The 25192-nt window shown below is 63.0% G+C and carries 28 protein-coding genes and 1 pseudogene; 17 read left to right on the top strand and 12 right to left on the bottom strand.

Features of this window, described 5'->3' with window-relative positions; all coding sequences use genetic code 11:
* Positions 1 to 106 precede the first annotated feature (106 nt).
* The 7 genes and pseudogenes from AC0L24_RS27775 (at position 107) to AC0L24_RS27745 (ending at position 7310) form a co-directional block, all read left to right on the top strand.
* Positions 107 to 486, top strand: a pseudogene (locus AC0L24_RS27775) (RcnB family protein).
* A gap of 136 nt (positions 487 to 622) precedes the next feature.
* Positions 623 to 2557, top strand: coding sequence for a DNA primase (gene dnaG, locus AC0L24_RS27770; RefSeq protein ID WP_292679765.1), 1935 nt, complete (start codon positions 623 to 625; stop codon positions 2555 to 2557).
* Between the two features lie 421 nt (positions 2558 to 2978).
* Positions 2979 to 5000: an RNA polymerase sigma factor RpoD gene (gene rpoD, locus AC0L24_RS27765; RefSeq protein WP_013530149.1), complete on the top strand. Its 2022-nt coding sequence runs from the start codon at positions 2979 to 2981 to the stop codon at positions 4998 to 5000.
* 180 nt (positions 5001 to 5180) lie between these two features.
* Positions 5181 to 5474 carry a GYD domain-containing protein gene (locus tag AC0L24_RS27760; protein ID WP_127396265.1) on the top strand — a complete coding sequence of 98 codons (294 nt, stop codon included), beginning with the start codon at positions 5181 to 5183 and terminating at the stop codon, positions 5472 to 5474.
* A gap of 106 nt (positions 5475 to 5580) precedes the next feature.
* On the top strand, positions 5581 to 5850 hold the full coding sequence (locus AC0L24_RS27755) for a putative hemolysin (protein ID WP_127809618.1): 270 nt from the start codon (positions 5581 to 5583) through the stop codon (positions 5848 to 5850).
* Between the two features lie 26 nt (positions 5851 to 5876).
* Complete coding sequence (locus AC0L24_RS27750) at positions 5877 to 6941, top strand: DMT family transporter (RefSeq protein ID WP_127809619.1); 1065 nt, start codon at positions 5877 to 5879, stop codon at positions 6939 to 6941.
* Positions 6942 to 7310, top strand: a complete 369-nt coding sequence (locus AC0L24_RS27745; RefSeq protein WP_127809620.1) for a thiol-disulfide oxidoreductase DCC family protein — start codon at positions 6942 to 6944, stop codon at positions 7308 to 7310.
* A 66-nt stretch (positions 7311 to 7376) separates the two neighbouring features.
* Here the strand turns inward: AC0L24_RS27745 and AC0L24_RS27740 are convergent, their stop codons facing one another.
* Positions 7377 to 7634, bottom strand: a complete 258-nt coding sequence (locus tag AC0L24_RS27740) for a DUF2798 domain-containing protein (protein ID WP_127396261.1) — start codon at positions 7632 to 7634, stop codon at positions 7377 to 7379.
* Positions 7635 to 7903: 269 nt separating this feature from the next.
* On the opposite strand from AC0L24_RS27740, the gene AC0L24_RS27735 reads away from it, so the two are divergent.
* Together AC0L24_RS27735 and AC0L24_RS27730 are read left to right on the top strand one after the other, a co-directional pair.
* Positions 7904 to 8593 carry a PadR family transcriptional regulator gene (locus AC0L24_RS27735; protein ID WP_127326293.1) on the top strand — a complete coding sequence of 230 codons (690 nt, stop codon included), beginning with the start codon at positions 7904 to 7906 and terminating at the stop codon, positions 8591 to 8593.
* A 112-nt stretch (positions 8594 to 8705) separates the two neighbouring features.
* Positions 8706 to 9005, top strand: coding sequence for an HlyU family transcriptional regulator (locus tag AC0L24_RS27730; protein ID WP_127326294.1), 300 nt, complete (start codon positions 8706 to 8708; stop codon positions 9003 to 9005).
* 387 nt (positions 9006 to 9392) lie between these two features.
* On the opposite strand, the gene AC0L24_RS27725 is transcribed toward AC0L24_RS27730, so the two are convergent.
* From AC0L24_RS27725 to AC0L24_RS27710, 4 genes are all read right to left on the bottom strand, one after another.
* Positions 9393 to 10028, bottom strand: a complete 636-nt coding sequence (locus tag AC0L24_RS27725; RefSeq protein WP_127396260.1) for an outer-membrane lipoprotein carrier protein LolA — start codon at positions 10026 to 10028, stop codon at positions 9393 to 9395.
* Positions 10029 to 10079: 51 nt separating this feature from the next.
* Complete coding sequence (locus tag AC0L24_RS27720) at positions 10080 to 10343, bottom strand: YMGG-like glycine zipper-containing protein (RefSeq protein ID WP_127268100.1); 264 nt, start codon at positions 10341 to 10343, stop codon at positions 10080 to 10082.
* 296 nt (positions 10344 to 10639) lie between these two features.
* The gene (locus AC0L24_RS27715; protein ID WP_128288897.1) at positions 10640 to 11842 is read right to left on the bottom strand and encodes an MFS transporter; all 1203 of its coding nucleotides are present in this window, start codon (positions 11840 to 11842) and stop codon (positions 10640 to 10642) included.
* 124 nt (positions 11843 to 11966) lie between these two features.
* Entirely contained in the window at positions 11967 to 12425 is a 459-nt protein-coding gene (locus tag AC0L24_RS27710; protein WP_127268102.1) for an Lrp/AsnC family transcriptional regulator, read from the bottom strand.
* A gap of 170 nt (positions 12426 to 12595) precedes the next feature.
* On the opposite strand from AC0L24_RS27710, the gene AC0L24_RS27705 reads away from it, so the two are divergent.
* Entirely contained in the window at positions 12596 to 13330 is a 735-nt protein-coding gene (locus AC0L24_RS27705) for an AzlC family ABC transporter permease (RefSeq protein WP_127399415.1), read from the top strand.
* Positions 13327 to 13626, top strand: a complete 300-nt coding sequence (locus AC0L24_RS27700) for an AzlD family protein (RefSeq protein WP_127326299.1) — start codon at positions 13327 to 13329, stop codon at positions 13624 to 13626. Before AC0L24_RS27705 ends, AC0L24_RS27700 begins: the two co-directional genes overlap by 4 nt.
* A 20-nt stretch (positions 13627 to 13646) precedes the next feature.
* Here AC0L24_RS27700 and AC0L24_RS27695 read toward each other — a convergent pair whose 3' ends face one another.
* The 3 genes from AC0L24_RS27695 to AC0L24_RS27685 form a co-directional block, all read right to left on the bottom strand.
* Positions 13647 to 13940 carry a type II toxin-antitoxin system RelE/ParE family toxin gene (locus tag AC0L24_RS27695; protein WP_127268105.1) on the bottom strand — a complete coding sequence of 98 codons (294 nt, stop codon included), beginning with the start codon at positions 13938 to 13940 and terminating at the stop codon, positions 13647 to 13649.
* Between the two features lie 3 nt (positions 13941 to 13943).
* Entirely contained in the window at positions 13944 to 14183 is a 240-nt protein-coding gene (locus tag AC0L24_RS27690; RefSeq protein WP_127256140.1) for a CopG family ribbon-helix-helix protein, read from the bottom strand.
* A 170-nt stretch (positions 14184 to 14353) separates the two neighbouring features.
* Positions 14354 to 14989, bottom strand: a complete 636-nt coding sequence (locus tag AC0L24_RS27685; protein ID WP_127268106.1) for an FMN-dependent NADH-azoreductase — start codon at positions 14987 to 14989, stop codon at positions 14354 to 14356.
* Between the two features lie 111 nt (positions 14990 to 15100).
* On the opposite strand from AC0L24_RS27685, the gene AC0L24_RS27680 reads away from it, so the two are divergent.
* The gene (locus AC0L24_RS27680) at positions 15101 to 16051 is read left to right on the top strand and encodes a LysR family transcriptional regulator (RefSeq protein WP_127326301.1); all 951 of its coding nucleotides are present in this window, start codon (positions 15101 to 15103) and stop codon (positions 16049 to 16051) included.
* Here AC0L24_RS27680 and AC0L24_RS27675 read toward each other — a convergent pair.
* The gene (locus AC0L24_RS27675) at positions 15990 to 16610 is read right to left on the bottom strand and encodes a TetR/AcrR family transcriptional regulator (RefSeq protein ID WP_127809622.1); all 621 of its coding nucleotides are present in this window, start codon (positions 16608 to 16610) and stop codon (positions 15990 to 15992) included. The two genes, AC0L24_RS27680 and AC0L24_RS27675, sit on opposite strands and share 62 nt — an antisense overlap.
* Positions 16611 to 16676: 66 nt before the next feature.
* Between AC0L24_RS27675 and AC0L24_RS27670 the strand changes: the two genes are divergently transcribed.
* Positions 16677 to 17102, top strand: coding sequence for a VOC family protein (locus AC0L24_RS27670; RefSeq protein ID WP_127809623.1), 426 nt, complete (start codon positions 16677 to 16679; stop codon positions 17100 to 17102).
* 130 nt (positions 17103 to 17232) lie between these two features.
* Positions 17233 to 18336, top strand: coding sequence for a helix-turn-helix transcriptional regulator (locus tag AC0L24_RS27665; protein WP_473564424.1), 1104 nt, complete (start codon positions 17233 to 17235; stop codon positions 18334 to 18336).
* A gap of 76 nt (positions 18337 to 18412) precedes the next feature.
* Here AC0L24_RS27665 and AC0L24_RS27660 read toward each other — a convergent pair whose 3' ends face one another.
* Positions 18413 to 19360 carry a S1C family serine protease gene (locus AC0L24_RS27660; RefSeq protein ID WP_473564423.1) on the bottom strand — a complete coding sequence of 316 codons (948 nt, stop codon included), beginning with the start codon at positions 19358 to 19360 and terminating at the stop codon, positions 18413 to 18415.
* Between the two features lie 168 nt (positions 19361 to 19528).
* Between AC0L24_RS27660 and AC0L24_RS27655 the strand changes: the two genes are divergently transcribed.
* The 3 genes from AC0L24_RS27655 to AC0L24_RS27645 all read left to right on the top strand — a co-directional run bounded on the left by AC0L24_RS27655 (position 19529) and on the right by AC0L24_RS27645 (position 22022).
* Positions 19529 to 20401, top strand: coding sequence for a S1C family serine protease (locus tag AC0L24_RS27655; protein ID WP_127271164.1), 873 nt, complete (start codon positions 19529 to 19531; stop codon positions 20399 to 20401).
* 8 nt (positions 20402 to 20409) lie between these two features.
* The gene (locus AC0L24_RS27650) at positions 20410 to 21045 is read left to right on the top strand and encodes a helix-turn-helix transcriptional regulator (protein WP_473564422.1); all 636 of its coding nucleotides are present in this window, start codon (positions 20410 to 20412) and stop codon (positions 21043 to 21045) included.
* 110 nt (positions 21046 to 21155) lie between these two features.
* Complete coding sequence (locus AC0L24_RS27645; RefSeq protein WP_127269031.1) at positions 21156 to 22022, top strand: SDR family oxidoreductase; 867 nt, start codon at positions 21156 to 21158, stop codon at positions 22020 to 22022.
* A 125-nt stretch (positions 22023 to 22147) separates the two neighbouring features.
* On the opposite strand, the gene AC0L24_RS27640 is transcribed toward AC0L24_RS27645, so the two are convergent.
* Entirely contained in the window at positions 22148 to 22663 is a 516-nt protein-coding gene (locus tag AC0L24_RS27640; protein ID WP_127269030.1) for a TIGR00645 family protein, read from the bottom strand.
* Between the two features lie 305 nt (positions 22664 to 22968).
* A complete protein-coding gene (locus AC0L24_RS27635; protein ID WP_473564420.1) occupies positions 22969 to 25047 on the bottom strand; it encodes an OmpA family protein in 2079 nt (692 codons plus the stop codon).
* Positions 25048 to 25192: the final 145 nt, after the last annotated feature.

The raw sequence follows: 25192 nt of genomic DNA, 5'->3' as shown, positions 1-25192 counted from the left end.
ATTCGGTAAATAGAGGAAATCATTACACAATTGTGATGCAGGCGTTCAGTTTCGGTTCATCGGTGGCCCGCTATTCCTCTGGCATCGACAACCAAGGAGACTTCTCTTGAAACGCATTGTCCTTTCCGCACTCGCTTTCTCGATGCTGGCCGCTACGTCCCTCACCGGCCAAGCCGCACCGCTGAACGCACCGAACGCTCCGCAGTCGAACTACAGCCAGGTCGACTGGCAAAAGCCCACCAACAGGGATGTCAAGAAGCGCTTCATCCAGAAGCGCGTCCTCCATAAGAAGGTCATCGCAAAGCGCAACAACTGGCGCAACGGCCACAAATATTCAGGCTGGAACAGCACCAGCCGATCCGCGACTACGGCCGCTATGGCCTGCATCGTCCCGGCCGCGGCCAGGAATGGATCCGCGTCGGCAACGACTATGTGTTGGTCGGTGTGCTCTCCGGCGTCATTTTCGGCGCGCTTGCCGCGCACTGATCGCTCCCCAGGCGGATATTGGAAAGAGGCGGCCCGCAACGGCCGCCTCTTTTGCCTGTGGAAACCGGGTATGGCCCGCATTAAGGGTCGTCGGATTTCGCGGGTATGATTATATAATCGGGAAACGAGTTCCCCGATGCGCTTTCCACCCGCCTTCCTCGACGAGATACGCGACCGCGTGCCGATTTCATCGGTTATCGGCCAGCGCGTCGCGTGGGATCGCAAGAAGACCAACGCGCCACGCGGCGACTATTGGGCGTGCTGCCCGTTTCATGGCGAGAAGAGCCCATCCTTCCACTGCGAGGACAAAAAGGGCCGCTACCACTGTTTCGGCTGTTCTGTTTCGGGCGATCATTTCAAGTTCCTCACCGAACTCGACGGGATGAGCTTTCCCGAAGCGGTCGAAAAGATCGCCGACATGGCCGGTGTGCCGATGCCGGTTCGCGATGCGCAGGAGGAGCGGCGCGAAAAGGAACGCGCCAGCCTGACCGACGTCATGGAGATGGCCACCGCCTTCTTCCAGGAACGGCTGCAGGGGCCGGAAGGCGCCAAGGCGCGTGCCTATCTGCGCGACCGCGGACTGACGCCGGCGACGCAGCAATCGTTCCGGCTCGGTTTTGCGCCCGACAGCCGCAATGCGCTGAAGGAGCATCTCGCCGCCAAGGGCGTGCCCAAGGCCGACATCGAGGCTTGTGGACTGGTGCGCCACGGTGACGACATCCCGGTTTCCTATGACTGGTTCCGCGACCGCATCATGTTCCCGATTCCGGATTCCCGGGGCAAGATCATCGCCTTCGGCGGCCGTGCTTTGCAGCCGGACGCGCTGGCCAAATACATGAACTCGCCTGACACCGAGCTCTTCCACAAGGGCAATGTGCTCTATAATTTCGCCCGCGCCCGCAAGGCCTTGGCCAAGGGCGGCACGGTCATCGCCGTCGAAGGCTATATGGACGTGATCGCACTGGCGCAGGCCGGCTTCGAGAATGTCGTGGCGCCGCTCGGCACCGCGCTTACCGAGAACCAGCTCGAACTGCTCTGGCGCATGGCGCCGGAGCCGATGCTGTGCTTCGACGGCGACAAGGCCGGGCTGAAGGCAGCGTGGCGGGCCGCCGATATGGCGCTGCCATCTGTGCAGGCCGGCCGTTCGGCGCGCTTCGCGCTGCTGCCGGAAGGCAAGGATCCCGACGATCTGGTCAAGACCGAAGGACCGGATGCTTTTCGTCGCGTGCTGGCCGAGGCGCGGCCGCTGGTCGACCTTTTGTGGATGCGTGAGACGGCGGGCGGCGTCTTCGATACGCCGGAGCGGCGGGCCGAACTCGAGAAGACGCTGCGCGAGCTGACCAGCCGCATCCGCGACGAAAGCCTGCGCTACCACTACCAGCAGGAGATGCGCGAGCGTGTGCTGAGCTTCTTCGGCTCGCAGCGCAGTGGGCGTCAAGGTCGGCAGGACTGGAAACAGGGCCAGGGCAAGACGGCCGCGCCCGGCGGGCAGTTCGCCAAAGGCGGTGGCGGCCGCATTGCGATCACCGAAAGCCTCGGCCAGTCGGCTTTGGTCAAACGCGGCGGCGAGGGGATGTCGGTGCGCGAGGCGACGATCATCGTCGCGTTGATCAACCATCCGGCGCTGATCGACGAGAATTTCGCCCATATCGAGTTCCTCGATCTCGCCAACTCCGACCTGAGGCGGCTGCATGCGGCAATCCTAGATGCGATGGCGCATGACATGGCCAATGACCGGCAGGCGGTGATTGCGACGATCGAACGCGCTGGCTGCGCCGAGATCTGGGAGCGGGCCGTCGGGCTGATCCGGCGGATGCGGCAATGGCCGGCGCTGGAGACCGCCGCCCTTGAAGATGCCCGCGATGCTTTCAGCCAGGCGCTGCACTTGCAGCGCAGCGCGCGCACCTTACATAAGGAACTGAAACAGGCGGAAGCGGCGCTCGCCACCGATCCCACAGACGAAAACTACCGGCATCTGATCGAAATTCAGGCGCAATTCCAGGATGTGCAGGCCACGGAAGCGCTGATCGAAGGGTTTGGCGTCTCCTCGGGCAGGGCTGGGCGAGCTTAGTTGGAGCGAGTGAATTGAGAAAGCGTCGTTGCGCGTCCAAATGGCGCGTAACGGGCTAAGTCGGGTAATTGATTCGCTTTTTTCATGCGAATCATGCGAGAGGCGCTTGACCTTCTGGCAGATTGGCGGAATCAGGACGATTCGAAACGTTAACCCGAACCCGCGTCGACGGGAAATAAGCGATGTGAGGTACTGGTCACTGGACAGGCAGCCCGCCTGCCACAGATATCAGGGTTAATCTGGACTTAATGCATGTCGCCCAAAAGGGGAAACCGATTTGGGCAACGACATACACCAAACGAAACGAGTTGATGCAGTTACTGGCCCGGTGAAGCGCGTTTCATAAGCGAGCGCATCCGATTTGACTGGTCCGACAGCTTACGCGGCTTTGAAGTTCGGCCGCTAGGAGAAGATAAAGACTATGGCGACAAAGGAAAAGGAAGAGGTCGAAACCGAACGCGAAGGCGCCACCGATGGCCCTCTGCTCGACCTTTCCGATGATGCTGTCAAGAAGATGATCAAGGCCGCCAAGAAGCGCGGCTATGTCACCATGGACGAGCTGAATTCGGTGCTGCCCTCAGAGGAAGTGACCTCCGAGCAGATCGAGGACACGATGGCGATGCTGTCCGACATGGGCATCAACGTGGTCGAGGACGACGAGCAGGGCGAGGAGCCCGAGGCCGCCGACACCGCGGCCGATGCCGAGGAAGACGCCAACGAGTTGGCTGAGCAGACCGGCACCGCGGTCGCCGCCACCACCACCAAGAAAGAACCGACCGATCGCACCGACGATCCGGTGCGCATGTATCTGCGCGAGATGGGCTCGGTCGAGCTGTTGTCGCGCGAGGGCGAAATTGCCATCGCCAAGCGCATCGAGGCCGGCCGCGAGACGATGATCGCGGGTCTGTGCGAAAGCCCGCTGACCTTCCAGGCCATCATCATCTGGCGCGACGAACTCAACGAATCCAAGATCCTGCTGCGCGAGATCATCGATCTCGAAGCCACCTATGCCGGCCCCGAGGCCAAGCAGGCGCCGGTGGTCGAGCGCGTCGAGGAAGCCAAGGTCGAGGACAAGCCGCGCCGTTCGCGCGACGACGAAGACGACATCACGAATGTCGGCGCCGATACGCGTGGGCTGACGGATGACGACGACGAAGACGAGGACGAAGCGAGCCTGTCGCTGGCCGCGATGGAAGCGGAACTCCGCCCGCAGGTGATGGAGACGCTCGACGTTATCGCCGACACCTACAAAAAGCTGCGCAAGCTGCAGGACCAGCAGGTCGAGAACCGTCTGGCCGCCGCCGGCACGCTGTCGCCCAGCCAGGACCGCCGGCTGAAGGAGCTCAAGGACCAGCTGATCAAGGCGGTGAAGTCGCTGTCGCTCAACACGGCGCGCATCGAGGCGCTGGTCGAGCAGCTCTACGACATCAACAAGCGCCTGGTGCAGAACGAAGGCAAGCTGCTCAGGCTGGCCGAAAGCTACGGCGTGCGCCGCGAAGAGTTCCTGAAGGAATATCAGGGTTCCGAGCTCGACCCGAACTGGACGCGCTCGATCGGCAATCTGACCTCGCGCGGCTGGAAGGAATTCACCAAGAACGAGAAGGATGCGATCAAGGACCTGCGCGCCGAGATCCAGAACCTCGCCACCGAAACGGCGATCTCGATCCTGGAATTCCGCAAGATCGTCAATCAGGTGCAGAAAGGCGAGCGCGAAGCGGCGATCGCCAAGAAGGAAATGGTCGAAGCCAATCTGCGCCTCGTCATCTCCATCGCCAAGAAATACACCAATCGCGGCCTGCAGTTCCTCGACCTGATCCAGGAAGGCAATATCGGCCTGATGAAGGCGGTCGACAAATTCGAATACCGCCGCGGCTACAAGTTCTCGACCTATGCGACGTGGTGGATCCGGCAGGCGATCACGCGTTCGATCGCCGATCAGGCGCGCACCATCCGTATTCCGGTGCACATGATCGAGACGATCAACAAGATCGTGCGCACCTCGCGCCAGATGCTGCACGAGATCGGCCGCGAACCGACGCCGGAAGAACTGGCCGAAAAGCTTGCCATGCCGCTCGAAAAGGTGCGCAAGGTCTTGAAGATCGCCAAGGAGCCGATCTCGCTCGAAACGCCGGTCGGCGACGAGGAGGATTCGCATCTGGGCGATTTCATCGAGGACAAGATGGCGATCCTGCCGATCGACGCGGCGATCCAGGCCAATCTGCGCGAGACCACCACGCGCGTGCTGGCCTCGCTGACGCCGCGCGAGGAGCGCGTGCTCAGAATGCGCTTCGGTATCGGCATGAACACCGACCACACGCTGGAAGAAGTCGGCCAGCAGTTCTCGGTCACCCGCGAGCGTATCCGCCAGATCGAAGCCAAGGCGCTGCGCAAGCTCAAGCACCCGAGCAGGTCGCGCAAGCTGCGCAGCTTCCTGGATAGCTGAGACTTACCGATGCAAAAAGTTCAAGGGCGCCGATGGCGCCCTTTTTTGTTGTGGGACGCACTCTTGCGGGCGAGGCCCTTCGGGAGGATAATTCGGTGTCGGATGCATTTTCTGGGCGACAACCCGGATGCCCGCCCCGGCGAAGCCGCCGTGCTCCGTGGCCCCGGAGGGAGGTGTGCCATGACAAGCTACATCGTGCTGATGAACTGGACGGAGCAAGGTGCCAGGAACATACGCGAGTCACCGAAGCGGCTCGACGCCGCCAGGAGGCAACTGGGAGACATGGGCGGATCGTTCAAGACGTTCTACCTGACCATGGGCGAATACGATATGGTGGCGGTGGTCGAAGCGCCCGACGACGCGGTGCTGGCGCGCTTCTCGCTGATGCTGGCGGCAGCGGGCAATGTCAGGACGCGGACGCTGAAGGCCTTTCCCGAATTAGCCTACCGCGAGATCATCACCTCGCTCGGGTGAAGGAATCGGCAGGGTTTCTCGAAGTCGCTGGTTGGTGCCGGCCTGGTGGCGCTTTGCCGCAAGACGGGGCGCTTCGCCGTGATAGAATGTGGCCGGGGAGATCGCGATGAAGAAGGTTTCGATATTGGTCGCCAGCTTTGCCGCTTTGTCGTCGCTGCCGTTTTCCGCCGGCGCCAGTGCGCAAAAACCGGTCGGCATGGCCAATCCGGCATCCGTCCATTGTGTCGATATCGGCGGGCGCCTGGTGATCAGGAAGGACAAGGCCGGTAATGAATATGGATTCTGCGGCTTGCCCAATGGGCGCCTTTGCGAGGAGTGGGCGCTGTTTCGCGACAACAAGTGCATCGGGCCGAAGGCGGCCATGCGCCGCAAGTGACACACCTGCCATCATAGGGTGAGATCATGTCCGAACCGCATTCCCATTCGCATCTGTGGCCCGGCGTGCCACTCGCGCTTGGCTCGGCCGCCCTGTTCGGGGCGACGCCGCCGCTCAGCAAGCTGCTGCTCAATGGCGTCAATCCCTTCATGCTGGCCGGCCTGCTCTATCTCGGTGCCGGTCTTGGCCTCGCTTTGTACCGCCTGCTTCGGGGCAGGCAGGCCGCGGCCGGGGAGGCGCAACTGACCGCTGGGGATATTCCCTGGCTGGCGCTGGCGATCGGCATGGGCGGCGTTATCGCGCCGGTGCTGCTGCTGTTCGGATTGACCCTCAACACGGCGTCCAGTTCGGCGCTGCTGCTCAACCTGGAAGGGCTGGCGACGATGGCGATCGCCTGGCTCGTCTATCGCGAGAATGTCGACCGGCGCCTGCTTTTTGGCGCCTTCGCCATTCTGGCGGGTGCCATTCTTCTGTCGTGGCAAGGTGAGGGCGTCGCCTTCAACCGTGGCGCCCTGATGGTGGCAGGGGCTTGTCTGGCCTGGGGGATCGACAACAATTTCACGCGCAGGATCTCCGCCACCGACCCGGTGGTGATCGCCATGCTCAAAGGGCTGGTGGCGGGTGTCGTCAATGTCGGGCTGGCGCTTGCCGGCGGGGCCTTGTTTCCCCCGGCGTCGGTCATTGCAGCGACCGCCGCAGTCGGTTTCTTCGGCATCGGGGTCAGCCTGGTGATGTTCATCGTGGCGCTGCGTCATCTGGGCACCGCGCGGACAGGGGCCTATTACTCGCTCGCTCCCTTCATCGGCGCGTTGCTGGCAATCGCCATCCTGGGTGACGCCGTCACGCTCAAGCTGGCTGTCGCCGGACTTCTGATGGGCGTTGGCCTGTGGCTGCATCTGTCGGAACACCATGAGCACGAGCACGATCATGAGGAACTGGAACACGAGCACAGCCATTTGCATGACGAGCACCACCAGCACCATCATGACGGGCCGGTGAGCGAGCCGCATTCGCACTGGCACCGGCATGCCCCGATGCGCCACCGGCATCCGCATTATCCCGACCTGCACCACAGGCATGGCCACGGATAGATGCTGACCGTCTGGTACAACACGCGCTGCCCGGTCTGCGATGCCGGAATCAGCAGGCAGAAGCGGCGGCTGATCGAGGCGGTCAAGGCCGGGCGGATCGAGTTCCGAGATATCAATCTTGAACCGGCAGCGCTTGCCGGACTTGGCGCGTCGCTTGAGGATATCCGCCGCCGGCTGCACGCCACCGATGCGGCGGGCAGGCTGCTGGTCGGCGCCGACGTTGCCATCGCCGTGTGGAAGGTCACGCCGGGCGAAGGCTGGCTGGCGATGGTGTTCGGCAATCCGTTTGTCTTGCCGCTGACACGCTTTGCCTACGACCGCTTCGCCGATCTTCTCTATGCCTGGAACCGCCGCAAGGGCCGCTGGTAGCGGTTCGTCATTGATGACCGCAGGGCAAAAGGTCCGGAGGACATCTCCGGACCTTTTTCGTGCGCGCTATCGGCTGGCCGGCTTGCACAGCGCGCCGACGATGCGGCGCACTATCGGCAGCACCAGCAGCAGCGTCGGAAACGCCACCAGCCACGACAGACCCCAGGCGGTCAGCCAGATGGACGGCAGGTCGGGGTGGAAGCCAAGGCTTTTCAACGTCGAGATCAACGAGACGATGAAGGTCATCAACAGCGACAGCACCAGCGGGCTGAGAACAGCGGCATAGCGCGCAGGCAGTTTCCTGCGCTGATATCTTGCATTCATTTCGGGTGTTCCCTGAAAGTGTCCGGTCCGTCGCATTGGCATCCATTCGCCGGTGGCCGGCAAAATTGCCCGGAAGACCGGGTTGGATGCGTTGCTTGACGTCAGACGCTTACGGAGCAGCCGAGGCGCTCGCCGGCCTTCTAGCGGCACGTTCCAATGAAAGCAAGCCTCTGGCGCCGCATTCAGATACATCGTAAGATATATCTTGACTCCGTCGATTGGCTTGCCTAATTAAGACATATCGTAAGATACAACTCAAGGAGCAATCAATGCACAAACATTTTGGGAACAATCATTTCGGCGAACGGATGTTCATGCACATGGCCGGCAAATTCGGTGGCAGAGGGGGCGGCGGTTTTGGCCCGTTCGGGCAGGGCGGTCGCGGTGGCGGGCGCGGAGGCCCGGGCGACATGTTCCGCGCCGGGCGCATGCTGGCCGACGGCGACCTCAAGCTGATCACGCTGTCGCTGCTGGCCGAGGCACCGCGCCACGGCTACGACATCATCAAGGCCCTGGAGGAGCGCACCAGCGGCATCTACAGCCCGAGCCCGGGCGTGGTCTACCCGACGCTGACCTTCCTGGAAGAGGCCGGCTATGCCGCCTCCGCCGCCGACGGCAACAAGAAGGTGTTTTCGATCACCGAAGCTGGTCAGGCGCATCTCGCCGACAACCGCGAGATGATCGATGGCGTGCTCGACCATCTCGAGCGCTTCGGCCGCAAAATGGCCAAGGCGCGCGACTGGTTCGGCTGGAACGACGAGAGTGAAGAGGGCGGGCGTCGTGGCGGCCGGGGTAGCCGCGGGGATCGTTCGGAAGCGCGCGACGAATTCCGCGCAGTCCGCCACCGACTGCGCGCGGCTCTGGGTGACTTCGTCGACGCCCCGGCCGACAAGCAGGCCGAGGCGATCGCCATCCTCGAAGGCGCCGCCGAGGCGCTGGAAGCGCTGTCGCACAAGTAAGCTTGTCCAGCCGACCGGACGCAGCCCTTGCCCGCTGGGCCAAGGACCGATAGTGAAATTCATCCCGCGTCACTCTACATGGTGCGGGATGAATGCTGTTGGAGGAAGCCCGATGTCTTTTCTGAAGCGTCTTTTCGGCGGTGGTGGCGGCGGAACCCAGGCGGCTGAGCCGACGAGTGCAGCGCCAGCCAAGCAGGTCGAGCACAAGGGCTTCCTGATCAGCGCCACGCCCTACAAGGCGGATGGCCAGTACCAGACGTGCGGCGTCGTCTCCAAGGAGATCGACGGTGTGGTGAAGGAACACAAATTCATCCGCGCAGACCGTTTCGCCGGGCTCGACGATGCCGTCGACATCTCGATCAAAAAGGGCATCCAACTGGTCGACGAGCAGGGCGACCGGATTTTTGGGTAGATCCCAGCAGGGCACTGCCTAACCATGCCGGTCTTTGCACCACGATGGACCTCTCGGTCCGGGTTGACCTACGACCGCCGGCGGATCAACTCGTCCTGGCGGGATCGATCGTCATCAGGCGGGTCCTGGCCTCGATCAGATGCCTTCTCGCGGCCCTTATCCGGCCGCACAATGCCAGATTAAGAGCGACGCCGCCTTCCTCGTCCAGCAAGTCATTCGCGCGCTTCAGAGAGTGCTCAGCTCTCCTTATGCGCAGTCTGGCGTTGGCCGCTTCGATGCTGTGAATTTCAATCATTGTGCCGCGTCCTTTGCGGTTCCGGTCCCTTCACGGATTAAACCGCCGCTGATCATATTGGTTCCGGTGCTGTGACCATTCTGCGGCCGCCGCTATTTCGTTGTGGTGTTGAATTCACGGTTCGCCGCATAATCGATAACGAAGGTGCCCTCGGGAGCGCGAACGCCCTGCTTCACATTTGATATAGTCACCGTTGTGGTAAGTCCCTTCTCGTCGGTGAGGCTCCATCTGCGCAGATCGAGCGATTTTCTGTCGAACACCATGGAGATGTTCGAGTTGCCGAAAGCCGATCTGTCGGCCAGCTTGACGGTAACTTGGGCGCCGTCGTCTCTGATGCTCTTGAGGCGACTGCCGGAGAAGTCGACCTTGTTGTCGAGCAGCAGCTTCAGCGGCGTCTTCGAGAGAGCATAGAGCCGCGATGTCTTCAGTTTCCTGTTGTAAACCACCAGGGATTTACCATCCGCAATCACGCTGATCCCAGATTGGCCAGCATAATTGAACCGGATCTTGCCCGGGCGTTGGAGAAAAAACCTGCCATGTTTTCTTTCCGCCTTCGGGCCCGACTGCACGAAATCCCCTGACATAGATTTCACCGATGAGAAGTGATCGGCAATCGTCTTCGCATCAACCAGCGCGGCCGAAATCGCAATCGTGGACGCGATATTCAACGCGGCAGCGCCGACAGCGGCAAACAAGAAACCCGGCAACTTTTTGATCCGATAGGCCATTCGATTAACCCCAAGCAGACGCGTGATCGAAGGAGATCACGCGTCTTGAGATCAGTAGCCGTCCGGGCACCGCGCGACGTAAACCCGGCCGTACCGATCACGATATCTGCACTGGCCGGCTTCGCTGGCGTGGCCGATGACGGCCCCGGCTATCGCTCCCACCGCACCGCCAACAACCGCCCCTTCCACAGGGTCTCCGGCCACTGCGGCGCCTACGGCCGCGCCACCCAAGCCGCCGACGGCGGCGCCTTGTTCGGTACGGGAGCACGCCGAGAGCGGAATGAGCAGGCTCAAAATGAGCAGCGTCTTTTTCATCGTTTCTCTCCTGAGGCTACTATTAGCCAAAGCTTAAATGCTTAAGAGAGCTTTTCGATCCATCGACCGTTGCCTGCCATTCAAGCCTGGCCGTGGCGGAGCCGCGCGCCTTCGGCTCAAGTGGTACCCTCACTGTGTGGACGGGTGCGCGAAGGTCGCGCTTGGTGCAAACGTGGCCGGGGACTTCCGCACTCGCACAAGGGGGAGCGGATGAAACAGGGGACAGGATCCGCGGCGAACCGAACGGGCCAGGCTGATTGCGCGCCTGGCCAGCAAGGTTTGGAAGTCGACCCGAACTAAGCCGGCTGCAGTTCCCTGCGTGGCAGTGGCGGGAACGCGATGGCGATGCCGACCGCGCCGAGCCCGATAAGAGCCGAGCCGATGAACAGCCAGGAATAGTTGGCGTAGGCATCGAACACCATGCCGCCGGCAAGCGGTCCCAATGCCATGCCGAGGCTGGACAGCATGGTGGCGGCGCCGAACACGGTGCCGAGGATGCGCTGGCCGAAATATTCGCGCGCCAGCACCGCATAGAGCGGCATGACGCCGCCATAGGTGGCACCGAAGATAACGGCCAGCATGTAGAACTGCTCAAGCTGGCTGATCGACAGATAGGCGGCAATGACGATCGCCTGGATCGCCAGGCCCGCGATCAGCACCGGCTTGACGCCCAGCCGGTCGGCCAGCACGCCGTAGAAGAGCCGGCCGCCAAGGCCTGCCAGACCTTCGACACTGTAGATCGAGACCGCTGCCATGGGGGCGACGCCGCACAGCATGGCATAGCTGACCATATGGAAGATCGGTCCGGAATGCGCCGCGCAGCAGGCAAAGAAGGTCAGCCCGAGCACGATGAATTGCGGCGAGCGCAGCGCCTGGCCGACTGTCAGGCCGGCACCTTCGGCAACCGGCGCGGAGCCGGTGTCGACCAGGACGGGCTTCGGCGGCTGGCGCACCAGCAGCACCACCGGCAACAGCAGCACCCAGGCGGTAATGCCGATGTCGAACATGGCGGTGCGCCAGTCATAGGCGGAGATCAACCAGCGGGCGAAGGGCGAGATCGTCATCGGCGCCACGCCCATGCCGGCCGAGACCAGTGAGACGGCAAGGCTGCGGTTGGTGTCGAACCAGCCCGTGGTCAGCGCGATCATCGGCGCGAAAAAGGCGCTTGCCGCGAGACCGACCAGCACGCCATAGGTGATCTGGAAGCTCAGCAGCGAACCGGCGCGGCTGGCCAGCACCAGCGCCAACCCGAGCAGCACCGCGCCGATCATCACGACGATGCGGGCGCCAAAACGGTCCGATATCGCGCCCCAGGCGAAGCCACCAAGGCCCATCACCAGGAAGTTGAGCGTCATGGCGCTGGAAATGCCGGCGCGCGACCAGTTGGTGTCGATCGCCATCGGCTCCAGGAATATCGCCAGCGAAAACATCGTCCCGATGGCGACACAGGACATCAGCGCGCCAGCGGCGACGATGACCCAACGATAGGAAAGGCTCATTCAAATCTCCCATGCCTAAAGGCAGCGCTGCGCGCTGCTTGCACGAAGGACGCCGGCACCGGGTTCGATCCTACAATCCGGTTGCATTTTTTATCCAGTTTGATGTGACGCCGTTTTCGGCAGCTCAGATCGGCAGTTCCGACGTGTATTTGATCGTCTGGCTGGGGACGTCGGTCTTGACGTTCTGCACGCCCTTGATGCGGCTCAGATGCTCCGACTGGAAGCGGCGGTAATCGTCGATGCCGGCCGCCACCACGCGCACCATGGCGTCGCAATCGCCGAGCATCAAATAGCACTCCATCACCTGCGGCAGCTTGGCGACTTCGGTGGCGAAATGCTCGATCGTGTCCTCATCCTGCGTTTTCAGCCAGATGCGGGTGAAGAAGGTGAGGCCCTTGCCGATGCTGCCGGGGTTCAGCACTGCGACGTAGCGATCGATGATGCCGGCTTCCTCCAGCAGCTTCACGCGCCGCAGGCAAGGCGAGGGCGACAGGCCGACCTCTTTGGCCAGATCGTTGTTGGCCATGCGGCCGTCGCGCTGCAGCGCCCGCAGGATCCGCTTGTCGATCTCATCCAGCTTCATGGCTCTAGATTCCATCTATTTTGAAATTAATGGCACTCAATGCCGAACCTAGTTGAAGTACAACAATATTCGCAACCATATTGCTGAGAATTGTGGGTATGTTTGCCGCCAGTGTCATGAGAGTTCAAACGCAGGGCAGCGGCGGCCGCGAGGCGCGCCAGTGGAGACACATGAGCATTTCACAGGCAGTCGAGGCGGCGGGCAATGGTTCGCGATCCGAATTCCGCCGTGGCGTGGCGTCCTGCGCGCCGGTGCTGTTCGGCACCATACCCTATGCGCTGGTGCTCGGCGCCCAGGCCACGCAAAAAGGGCTGAGCACGGTCGAACTGTCCGCGATGACAGGGCTGAATTTCGCCGGCGGTTCGGAATTCGCGGCGATCCAATTGTGGACGTCGCCGCCGCACATCGTGCTCATCGTCGCCATCACCTTCCTGGTCAACAGCCGTCATTTGCTGATGGGTGCGGCACTAGCGCCGTTCCTGCGCCACCTGCCGCGGCGCAAGGTGTTTCCGGCGCTTTTCTTTATGTGCGACGAGAGCTGGGCGCTGGGCCTGGCCGATGCCAGACAGCGCACTGCTGCCGGCATCATGCCGGCCTTCAGCCCGCGCTACTATATGGGCGCGGCGCTGGCGATGTATCTCACCTGGGTGGTCTTCACCACGCTGGGTGCCTTGCTCGGTCCGATGCTCGGCGACGTCGGGGCCTATGGTTTCGACATGGCGTTCCCGGCTGTCTTCCTGGTGCTGATGCGCGGCATGTGGACGGGGATGGCGGCGGCGCGACCCTGGCTGGTCAGCCTGGTCGTGGCGGCACTGGTCTATCTCTTCGTTCCCGGCGCCTGGTATGTCGCCGCGGGCGCCATGTCGGGTCTGGTCGCGGCCTGGCTGATGGCGAGTGATGCATGATCGATGCAACGACCTTTTTCACCATCGTGCTGATGGCCGGCGTCACTTATCTCACGCGCATCGGCGGCTATGTCGTGCTGCGCAACCGTACGCTCAGCGGGCGTGCCACGGCTGTGATGGAAGCTGCGCCCGGTTGCGTGCTGATTGCGGTCATCGCACCGGCCTTCGTGTCGAAGTCCCCGGCGGATATTCTGGCGCTGGCTGTTACGCTGGTGGCCGCCACGCGGCTTTCCATGCTGCCGACTGTGCTGATCGGAGTCGCTTCGGCGGGGTTGCTCAGGCATTTCATCGGCTAGAAAGGCAGCGGCCAGTTGGCTTAGAGGCTCTTTGGCCACTGTTGGGCGGCATGTATGACGGTAAGTATTTCGACGGCATCTTCGCTTACGCGATAGGGGACGATATATGGGATATCGGCCAAAACGAGTTCTCGCGTCGCCTTGATGCGTCCAACGCGACCCATAGCCGGCTGTTCGGTAAGCAACTCCGCTGCGGACAAGATGCGCCCAATGACACGGGCGGCAGCTTCGGGACTGTCTTTCTCGATATGCGCGCCGATTTCGCCAAGCCGACGCAAAGCCCGCTTGGTCCAACGGATTGTCTTGCGGCTCATGGATCAGCCGGCGGGCTTGACGTATTTCCCGATCACGGCGGCCAACTCTTGTTCGCTGGCGAACTCACCGCGCTCGGCCTCGGCCAATCCGGCCTCTATCTCAGCGAGTTGCCACTCTTGACGAGCTACAAAGTCTTCGATGGCCTTGGCGGCCACATAAGAGCGCGAGCGATCGAGCTTTTCGGCAAGTTGGTCGAGCCTGTTTGTCGTGTCGTCGGGGAGGCGTACGGTGAAAGCCGTCATGGTTTCGATCCACTTGGTTCATTGTGATTGTGAGTGAACCAAGGTGGATCGTCAAGTCACACCCAAAGGACTCTGGTCGCTTCGCGCTGTTTACTGTCAGGAAAACAAGCGGGGAGCGCATTGAAAAAGGGCGGGCGCCAAGCGCCTGCCCTCCAATTTAAGTCTTTTCCCTATGCGGCAGCCGCGACACCCTGGCTGGCTGCCACCACGGCATCGACCTTGGCGGTCGCCTTGGCGAGCGCTGCGGTCACCGCGTCAGGACCCATGCCGACGCCTTCGATACGGATGACATCGACATCGGTCATGCCGAGGAAGCCGAGCACGCCGCGCAGGTAGGGAATGGCGTGATCGAACTGCACGGCCGCACCTTCGGAATAGATGCCGCCCGAAGCCAGCACGATATAGACCTTCTTGCCGGTGACGAGACCCTTGGGGCCGTTCTCGCCATAGGAAAAGCTCTTGCCGGAACGAGAGATATGATCGACCCAGGACTTCAGCGTCGAGGAGATGTTGAAGTTGATGAAGCCTGTGGCCAGGATCACGGTGTCGGCAGCAAACAGCTCGTCGAGCACGACATCGGAGACGCCGACGACCTCAGCCTGGCGCGCAGTGCGCGCTTCCGCCGGCACGTAGATGCCGCTCGCGTAGTCGGCGTCGATATGGGGGAGCGGATTGGCGACGAGGTCGCGCACGACGAGCGTGTTCGACGGATCGGCGGCGACGAGCTTTTCAGCGAATTCGGTAGCGATGCGGGTCGAATGGGAGGCGGCGCCGCGCGGGCTCGAAGTGATGAGAAGAATGGACATTTTGGGCTCTCCAGCGGTTGGAATGATTTGTCCCGCCAGATATGGGGCTTTCGATCCATTCAATAAACTGGTATATTTTCTATACGATCCATCTATAAGTTAGATATCACGATGCAGCCCAATCCGACGCTCGATCAACTTCAGATCTTTGTGACAGTCGCCGAAGCCGGCAGCTTCTCGGCCGCCGGCCGCAGGCTCAACCGGGCACAGTCCGTCATCAGCTACGGCATAGCCAATCTCGAGGCGCAGCTGGGGCTGAAACTGTTCGAGCGCGAGGGTACCCGCGAGCCGCAACTGACCGAGATCGGCCGGGCGATGCTGGAGGATGCGCGGCGCATGATCGGCGTGCTGCAGCGCATCCGTTCGCGCGTCGACGGCCATCACCAAGGGCTCGAGGCTGAAGTCGCGCTGTCGGTCGACGCAGCGTTGCCGTCGCCGGTGCTGGTGCGGGTGCTGAAGGCGTTCGAGGCGCAGTTTCCGACCGTGATGCTGCGCCTGCATATCGGTACGCTCGGCCTGATCCCCGATCATGTCGTCAGCGGGCAGGCCGACCTTGGTATTGGCGGCCTGCTGGGCGATGTCGATGTGCATCTCGTGCGCATCGGCTTCATGTCGATCGTGCTGGCCGCCGCGCCCAGCCATCCGCTGGCCCTGCTGCCGAAGCCGGTGGCGATCGAGGATGCGCGCGAACACACGCAGCTTGTCGTCACCGACCAGTCGGAGCGCACCAAGGGGCGCGACTTCGGCGTCTTCGCCTACCGCACCTGGCGGCTGACGGATGTGCGCACCAAGCATATGCTGATGCGCGAGGGGCTGGGCTGGGGCGGGCTGCCGCGCTGGCTGATAGCAGACGACCTGGCGAGTGGCCGGCTGGTCGAAATCGACCTCGAATCCTTCAGGGAGGTGAGTTCGCCGCTGTTTGCCATGCACCGCAACGATCGCAGCCCGAAGCCCGCGGCGGCCTGGCTGATCGACCAGTTCAAGCGCCAGCTCGGCTGCTTCAACGAGTTCGAACCGGGCGAGGTGCCTGAGGAAGAGACAGGCCATCGATCAGTGCCATGAGCACGGCGCGGTAGTCCTGAGCTGACGCACCGGCCTCGATGGCCAGGGCGGCACGATCGAAGGCGGAGCCGAGCAGCGCGGTCAGCGCGTCGGCCGGCAATCTCGTCATCGTCTGCGCCCGCATCGCCGCGACCAGCCCTTCGCGCAGTGAGCGGTTGCCGTGGCGGTTGTCGATCGCGTCCATGGCGGCGCGGCCAAGCACGGCCGGGCCGTCGAGCAGCAGTAGCCGCGTGCGGCCGGGTGCGCGCATCGCAGTGAGATAGGCGTCGGAGCCGGCAATGAGCGCGTCGCGGGCATTGAGCGATGGCGGCGAAGCGCGCTCGATCTCCTCAGCCACCGCCATCGCCTCCTGCTCGACCACGGCGGCAAACAGCGCCTGCTTGTCGGCGAAGTGATGATAGAGCGCGCCGCGCGTCACGCCGGCGGCAGCGACGATCTCCGGCGTGCTGGTCTCGGCATAGGATTTTTCGGTGAACAGCTTTCGTGCCGCGGCAATCAGGTCGGCGCGCGTCGCCTCGGTGCGGTCACGGTTGGAACGACGCGCGGAATCGCGTTGCATACATACAGCCTGTATGTTAATTGAAGTTACATGCAGACTGTATGTTAATCGACGGGAGAAGGAAAGATGAAGACGACGAGCTATTACCCGGTGCTGATGACCGGCGACGTCGCCGGCACGACGGCGTTCTATGTCGAGCATTTTCGCTTCCAGCCGCTATTCGAAAGCGACTGGTATGTGCATCTGCAATCGGTGGAGGACAGAAGAGTCAATCTCGGCATCGTCCAGGGCGATCATGAGACGATCCCGGAAGAGGGGCGAGGCCGCGCGTCGGGCCTGCTGATCAACTTCGAGGTGAGGGACCCGGATGCGGTCTATGAACGGATCGTCGCGGCCGGGCTGCCGATCCTGCGCTCTCTACGCGACGAACCCTTCGGCCAGCGCCATTTCATCACCCGGGATCCCAATGGCGTGCTGATCGACGTCATCAAGCCGATTCCGCCCAGCGAGGCGTTTCTGGCGCAGTACGCGGAGGGGGCGGTGGGCACCTGAACGGTGTTTTCGTGTTGGCTGTTCCCTACGCAATTTATGATCATCCGGTAATGCCAAGCCGAGAAAGTTTTGCTTTCTGAGCAGAGGTGCGATGCAATCATGCGAGTGCAGGTGGCGAGCGGACCATTGAATGACCGAAGATCTTGTCGATCGAATTTATGAAGCGGCGTTCGTCCCCGATTTATGGCCAGACGTCTTCGACAGGTTGAGCGAACTGTCGAACTCGGCCGGAGGCGGTATGGGTTTGTTCGATGATCGGCTGGACCCGATGCTCATCGCGTCGGACCTGGTCCGGCCGATACTGGAGGGCATCTCTGCGGAAGGCGGGTTCAAGAGCAGCAGTGTCTCCCAACTCCTGCTGACGCTGCCCCCACCCTCGGAATTCGTCTACGACGAGGATTACTTCCCCAAGGAGGCGCTCGAGAACAATCGGACGCGGCTCGACCGGACGCTGCCATTGGGAATCGGTGGCGAAGTCGGTACGTTCATACCCCTGCCTACAGGCGAAGTTCTGTTGTTTACGATGGAGCGTTGGCTGACCAATGATCGGCCATCCCGAGACGAATTGGACCAGCTCAACCGCATGAGGCCGCATCTGGCGCGCGCCGGCCTGATTGGTGCGCGCCAGCGGCTGGAACGAGCGCGCGCTACGACTACGGCGCTTGCGGCGATCGGCCTGCCGGCCGCGGTGATGACGAGCAGGGGACGCGTTCTGGCGACCAATCAACTGCTTGACGCTCTGCCCCTTGTGTTCGTGCCGACGGCCCGTGATGGGCTCGCCCTTGCCGATGCCAAGGCAAACAAGTTGTTTCAGCAGGCGATTGCAAGCGGGACTGGTGACGCTGCGTCGGGTCGCTCCGTGCCCATAGCGCCAAGCGAGAATAGCGAGGCCATGATCGTTCACCTCATCCCTCTTCGCCGTCTGGCGCACGAACTTCTCTCAGGCGCCGACATACTGATCGCAGCCACGGCTCTCAACCCGACGAATCTGGTGCCTTCGCCGACCATCCCTACGGGCCTTTTCGACCTCTCGCCGGCCGAGGCGCGATTGGCAGCGGCATTGGCATCGGGGGATAGCCTTGGTGTGGCGGCGACAAGCGCCAACATCACCTATCGCACGGCCAGCACGTATCTTGGTCGTATCTTCGACAAGACAGGCACGCATCATCAGGCGCAACTCGTAGCTCTCCTGAAGGGAGCCTATGTCCCCGTTGCTCCCTCGAAGGGGGAGTGAGCAACGGCGGCCTTAAAGTCTTTCTTTTGATACATGTCGTTGTCCCAGAACCGCGGCACACTTCTGGGCGACTGCACTAGCTTCGCGCAACCGGCATCACCGTCACCTGGCTGACGCCGGTGCGGCGCACCACGGTGCATTGTGTCTCGCGGCCGATGCGCTCGGCGTCGAGCACGCGCACCAGGTCGTCGACGCCGGTGACCGGGCGGCCGTCTATTGCGGCGATGATGTCGCCCTCCTTCAAGCCGGCCTTGGTCGCCGGGCCATCCTTCTCGACGCTGCGCAGCCGCACCGCGGTATTGGTCGACACTTGCGACAGGAGCGCGGCGCGTCGCGGCAGATTGACGGTGTCGGCCGAGACGCCGATGAAGGCGCGGCGCACGCGGCCGAAGCGGATGATCTCGGAAATGACGAAATTGGCGGTGTTGGAGGCAACAGCGAAGGCGATGCCTTGCGCGCCGTGGATCATGGCGGTGTTGACGCCGATGACCTCGCCGGCCGACGACACCAGCGGTCCGCCGGAATTGCCGGGATTGAGCGCTGCGTCGGTCTGGATAACGTCGTCGATCAGCCGGCCGGTGGAGGCGCGCATCGAGCGGCCGAGCGCGGAGACGACGCCGGAGGTGACGGTCCATTCGAAACCGAGCGGGTTGCCGATTGCAATGGCGATCTGGCCGCGCCGCAGCCGCTTGGAATCGCCCAGCGGTGCGACGTCGGCAAAGCTGCCGTCGGCGCGCACCAGCGCGATGTCGGTGTCGGGATCGCGGCCAAGAACACGACCCTCTCTCGAGGCGCCGTCCGGCATCGAGACGCGCACTGTCCTGGCATCGCCGACGACATGGAAGTTGGTGACCACCAGCCCGTCCGGCGCAATGACGAAGCCGGAGCCATGGCCGCCCTGACCGCCAACGCGCTCGATGCGGCAGACGGCCGGACCAATGCGGTCGACAGCGTCGGCAACCGTCGTCGAATAGGCGTCGAGCAGCGTATCATCGGTTTGGAATTTGGCGGCGGCGAGGGCCATGGGAGGGCTCCGTGTGTTCAGGCTTGATCGTGACTATATGTGCGGAGCGGCTGGAACCGCAGCGACCTGACCAGATGGCCAGTCAAACCGGCAACTAGCCGTCAGGCGAGTACCCGCGGACGCGCTGTCGAGCGATATCTGGGGCATGGATGAACCCAGGAGACCATTATGAGCGATTTCAATCTGAGCGCGTTTTCGCAAGCCGTCGCCGATCTCGCCGCCAAGGCCGCGCCGGCGACGGCTGGCTTCGCCACGCATCATCACCGCACGGCAAGCGCCTTCCACTGGCGTGACGGCTATTTCGTCACCGCTGAAGAGGCTGTCGAGGCCGGCGAGGAGATCGATCTGGTGTTGGCCTCGGGGGAAACGGTGAAGGCCGAGCTGGTTGGCCGCGACCCTTCGACCGGTGTTGCCCTGCTGAAGCCGGCGGAGGCCGTCAGCGCCGCGCCGCTGGCCAAGGCCGATGCGGTGCGGCCGGGCAACATCGCCATTGCCATCGGCAGCAGCGACGGTTCGGCTTTGGCTGTTTCGGGCTCGGTGGGCGAAGTCGGCCCGGCCTGGCGCTCGATGCGCGGCGGCACCATCGACCGGCGCATCAATCTTGCCGTCGGCGCCGGCGGCCGTTTCGAGGGCGGCCCGGTTCTCGACGCCAAGGGTGCGCTGATCGGCATGCTGTTGTTTGGACCGCGCCACCGGGCGCTGGTCATGCCTTACGAGACGATCGAGCGGGCGGTCGCGACCTTGCGCGAAAAGGGCCATGTCGCGCGCGGCTATCTCGGCGCCGGCCTGCACCCGGTACGCGACCGCGACGCGCAGGGCGCAATGGTGATGAGCCTCGATGACGAGGGTCCCGCGAAGGCCGCCGGTCTCTCTCTTGGCGATATCATCGTGGCGTGGAACGGTGAGGCGGTGCACGGCCCGCGGGACCTGATCCGCAGGCTCGGACCCGACAGTGCCGGCGCTTCGGTGACGCTCGGTGTCGTGCGCGGCGGCGAACAGCGCGATGTCGTGCTGACAATCGGCGAAAAGCCGCTGAGCTGAGGGCATCCATGGACACGCTCACCAGCGACAGGATCATGCATGACGGTGCCGTCTCGCGGCGGCTGGTGGTGCTGATTGCACTTGGCGATGCGTCACGCGCCGAGCGCCTGGCGGCCTCGCTGGCCGCGAGCGATGACCTGCTGCCGGTCGTGGCCGGCGGTGGAAGAGCCGACGTCGCCATCGTTGACGACAGCATTGCTGATGGCGTGCCGGCGCTCATTCCACGGGTGCTGCTGACCGGACGCGCTGGCGGCGAGCGGCCCGCCGGTGAGGTGCTGGCCGTGATGTCCGCTGGCGCGGACGATTTGTTGATCGCCGCGGCGGCGCGGCTGGCCGCGGCCGGCTATCGCGTCTCGGGCGAGCGCGGAAGCGGACGCCATGAGGATTTCCGTGCCGGCGATGGCGAGCCGTTCGAGGAGGAGGCCTCCGACGAGCATGCCGCCCGCCCAACGCTGTCGCCGCGCGAGGCGGAAGTGTTGGCGCTGCTGGCCGAGGGCGCCCCAAACAAGGTGATCGCGCGGCGGCTGAACATTTCGGTGCACACCGCGAAGTTCCATGTCGCCGCAATCCTGATCAAGCTCGGTGCGGCCAACCGCACCGATGCGATTGCCATTGCGATGCGCCAAGGGTTGGTGCTGGTTTAGTCATAAACCCTACGCTGCGTAACGCGGTGTCCAGCGTGTCGGGTCTTGCGCTGCGGTCGCCCGCCGCGCAAAGGTTTGCGCCTGTTGTGTTGCAAGGGAGGCGCAAGGAAATGTCGCTCAAGGGAAAGACGCTGTTCATCTCCGGCGGGTCGCGCGGCATCGGGCTGGCGATCGCGCTGCGCGCGGCGCGCGACGGCGCCAATGTGACGATCGCGGCCAAGACCGCCGAACCGCATCCGAAGCTGCCGGGCACGATTTATAGCGCTGCCGAAGAGATCGAGCAGGCTGGCGGCAAGGCGCTGCCTGTTTTGTGCGACATCCGCGAGGAGGCGCAGGTGGCCGAGGCGGTCGCCAGGACCGTGGAAAAATTCGGCGGCATCGACATCTGCGTCAACAATGCCAGCGCCATCCAACTCACCGGCACGCTCGAGACCGACATGAAACGCTACGATCTGATGCATCAGATCAACACGCGCGGTACCTTCCTGGTCTCGAAAATGTGCATTCCTCACCTGAAGTTGGCGCAAAATGCTCACATCCTGAATCTGGCGCCGCCGCTCGACATGAAGGCCAAGTGGTTCAGGAACCACGTCGCCTACACGATGGCCAAGTTCGGCATGTCGATGTGCACGCTGGGCATGAGTGCGGAGTTCGCCAAGGACGGCATCGCCGTCAATTCACTGTGGCCGATCTCGACCATCGACACGGCGGCGGTGCGCAATCTGCTCGGCGGCGCGACGGTGGCGGCGATGAGCCGTTTGCCCGACATCATGGCCGACGCCGCGCATGCCATCTTCATGCGCCCGGCGCGCGAGACAACAGGTAATTTCTACATCGACGAGGAGGTGCTGCGCGCCGAGGGCGTCAGCGACTTTTCAGCCTATGCGCCAGGTGCGACAGGGCCTCTGGCCGGTGACTTTTTTGTCCCTGACGAGGTGTTTGCCCGCACGGACAGCAAGATCAAGAGCATCTACTAGATCCGCGTCATTGTGAGCGTCGAGCTAAGCCGTCCGCCGTGGCTGAGCCACGGCAAAGCCTAGTTCAAACAAAGCGATAGTGCGCAAACCCTGCCGGGGTGATTCAAGGTCCGGCAGGCGCTTGCTTACGCCTCATCCTTCTTGCCTTTGCCGAGGCCCATCAGCCGGTCGATATAGGCGAGCATGAGGGCCGAGACGACGAAGGCGAGATGGATGATGGTCAGCCACATCAGCTGGTCGGTCGTGTAGGTCGACGAGTTCAAAAACACCTGCAAAAGGTGGATGGACGAGATGGCGACGATGGTCGAGGCAACCTTGACCTTCAGCGAGCCGACATCGATGGTGCCCAGCCAGTGCACGCCACCCTCCTGGTCGTCGAAGCGGCTGACGAAGTTCTCGTAGCCCGAGATGATGACCATCACCACCAGCGAGGCAACCAGTGCGGCATCGATCAGGCCGAGCATCTTGAGGATAGTGTCGGTGTCACCGAGCGTGAACGCCAGGGTAATGAACTCATAAAGCTTCTTGCCGAATGACAGCGCATAGACGGCCAATGCCAGGGCCAGGCCGATATAGAAAACGACGAGCAACCAGCGTGAAGCGAGAATGATCGATTCGATGGCGAGTTCGAGACGCTTCATGGGATGATTCCGGCTGGTTATCTCTCAGACAATGGCCGTATTCGGCCAGGCCGCCACCGTTTGCAAGACAAAAAACCCCGCCGAACAAGGTCCGGCGGGGTTCAATGCGTCCCGCTGGAGTCGGGACGGGGCAGGGAACGCCCAGCACCGAATCTGGGGTGGCTGGGCCCACGATTCAATGAGCCGTGTCTAATGCCCGTACAATTCTTGTTGAACCCGTCACATCCATCCATCCCCGGCGGTGCCGGGGATGGATGCTTCTCGTGCCGATTCCACAAACCGGGACATGATTTTGAAATCATGACCTAATTGTTGCTGGCCACAGGTGCCACCAGCGAGGTGATGCGGCGAATGCCGACGCGCCGGTTCTCGCGGTTCGGCGCCGACGTATTGACCTTCAGATACTCCTCGCCATAGCCCTGTGTCGTCAGGTTCTCCGGCGGGATGCCGAAGGCGTTGGTCAAGGCCTCGGCCACCGATTCCGCGCGGCGATCGGAAAGAGCCAGGTTAGCCTCCGGTGTGCCGACGGCGTCGGTGTGACCTTCGATCAGGAAGGTCTCGGCAGGGTTCTTCTTCAACAGCTTCTCCATGGCCGTCGCGACGCCCTCGAGCTTCTGCACCTCGGTGTCGGAGATCGAGGCCGAGCCGAATTCGAAGTTGAGCGTGTCGAGATCGACGCGCCGTGCGATGTCGCGCACGCGGGCCGAACGTTTGACCTCGTCGATCGAGTAGAGGCGCTGGACCTTCTCCACCGGTGGCTGTTCGAGGAAGGTGTAGTAGTCGTCCGGATCTTCGACATCCTCGGAGTCCAGAATGTACTCCTCGCGCGGGATTGTCAGCCGCATCGGCGGCAGATCATCGCCGGGATCGCGCCAGTCGCTGTCGTCCTCATAGTGCCGCTCATCGACATAGCTCAGCACATATTCGCGTCCATCCGGCGCAATGCGCGAACGCTGGATCACGTCGCCATAGCGGTTGCGGATGGTGACGATCTGAACACCGTTGTCACGCTCGACGATTTCCCGGGTGCGGTCGCCCGACAGATCCTCATAGTAGACGTTCCTGGCGCCGCGGGTCATGCGCGGGGCGTCATTGCTCTCGACGAATGTCTGGTTGTTGAACTGCAGGATGACGCGGTCGCCGAGTTCCCTGACGACGTCGACGCCTTTCGGACGCCGGCGGTCACGGACGTTCTCATCGGGCGCACGCTCTACGCGCGTGCCCTTTTCCTCGGTCACCGGCGCGATCTTCTCGGGCTTGATCTCCTGTTGTGCGGCCCTGTCGTCGGTGGGCGGCGGACCTTGGTCGATGGGAGCAGCCACCGGCTTGCGGCCCTGATCGCCACCTTGCTGGGCGTTTTGCCCGCCATTCTGCTGCTCGCCATCCTGGGGGACGATCTTGTCGCCCTGCTTGCGGCCGCCCCTGCGCTCGGCGTCCTTCTGGCTGTCCAGGATGGGAGCGGCGTTTGGATCGGCCGGTGCTTCGCCTTGCACCGGGTTTTCGCCCTGTGCCGGTGCTGCCGTCTCACCATTGGCCGGTTGTTCGCCGGTGGCTGGCTGTTCGGCTGTGGCCGGCTGCTCGCCAACAGGTTTCCTGACACGCTTCTTCGTCGTGTCCTGGGGCTGCTCGCCCTGGGCCTGGGGCTGCTCGCCCTGGGTCGCGGGCTGTTCGCCGGCAGGGGCCGTCGCCTCTCCAGCGGGAGCCTCTTTCGGTGCCGGGGCGACTTCAGGTTGGGCCTGCTGGTCCTGCCTGTTCTTCTTGCGCGGCTTGGCCTGCTCGCCGGGCTGGTTGTCGTTGGCCGGTTCCGCCTGGTTGGCCGGCGCCTGCTCGGTTTGCTGCTGCTGGTCGCGCTTCTTCCTGCGCGGCTGCTGTTCCTCGGCTGGCGCTGCCTGTTCGGCCGGCGCCTGCTCGGTTTGCTGCTGCTGGTCGCGCTTCTTTCTGCGCGGCTGCTGTTCCTCGGCTGGCGCTGCCTGTTCGGCCGGCGCCTGTTCGGTCTGTTGCTGCTGGTCGCGCTTCTTTCTGCGCGGCTGCTGTTCCTCGGCTGGCGCTGCCTGTTCGGCCGGCGCCTGCTCAGCCTGCTGCTGCTGGTCGCGCTTCTTCCGGCGTGGCTGCTGCTCCTCGGCGGGCTGTTCGCTCTGGGCAGGCGCGGCCTGCTGTTCAGGCTCGGCCTTCTTGCGCTCGCGCTTCTGTTCGGGTTCCGCCTGCTGCTGTTGTGCGCAGGCTTCGCCTTCGGCGCATGCTGCTTGCGCCAGGATGAATGGGGCTGCCGTGCGCTGGGCAAGGCCGGACGCGACACTTCCCTGAAGCGGGAACGCGCCCAACGGCGCGGATGCCATAAGCAGGCCGAGTGCCGTGCCTGCCAGAATCCGTGGTTGGCGTTTCATCGAAATTCTCCTTGTGGGGTCCCATCCTTGCCGAAACCGATCTTGTGCCGATTGGTTCCAGTCTGGCACGGATAGAGGCCGTACGGGGCGATTGACCGACCTTTTGAAGGCAACTTCATGTCATTCACCTGGCGATAGCCGCAAT

The organism is Mesorhizobium sp. WSM4809, from assembly GCF_055811655.1.
This window is presented reverse-complemented; position numbering and strand designations above follow the sequence as displayed.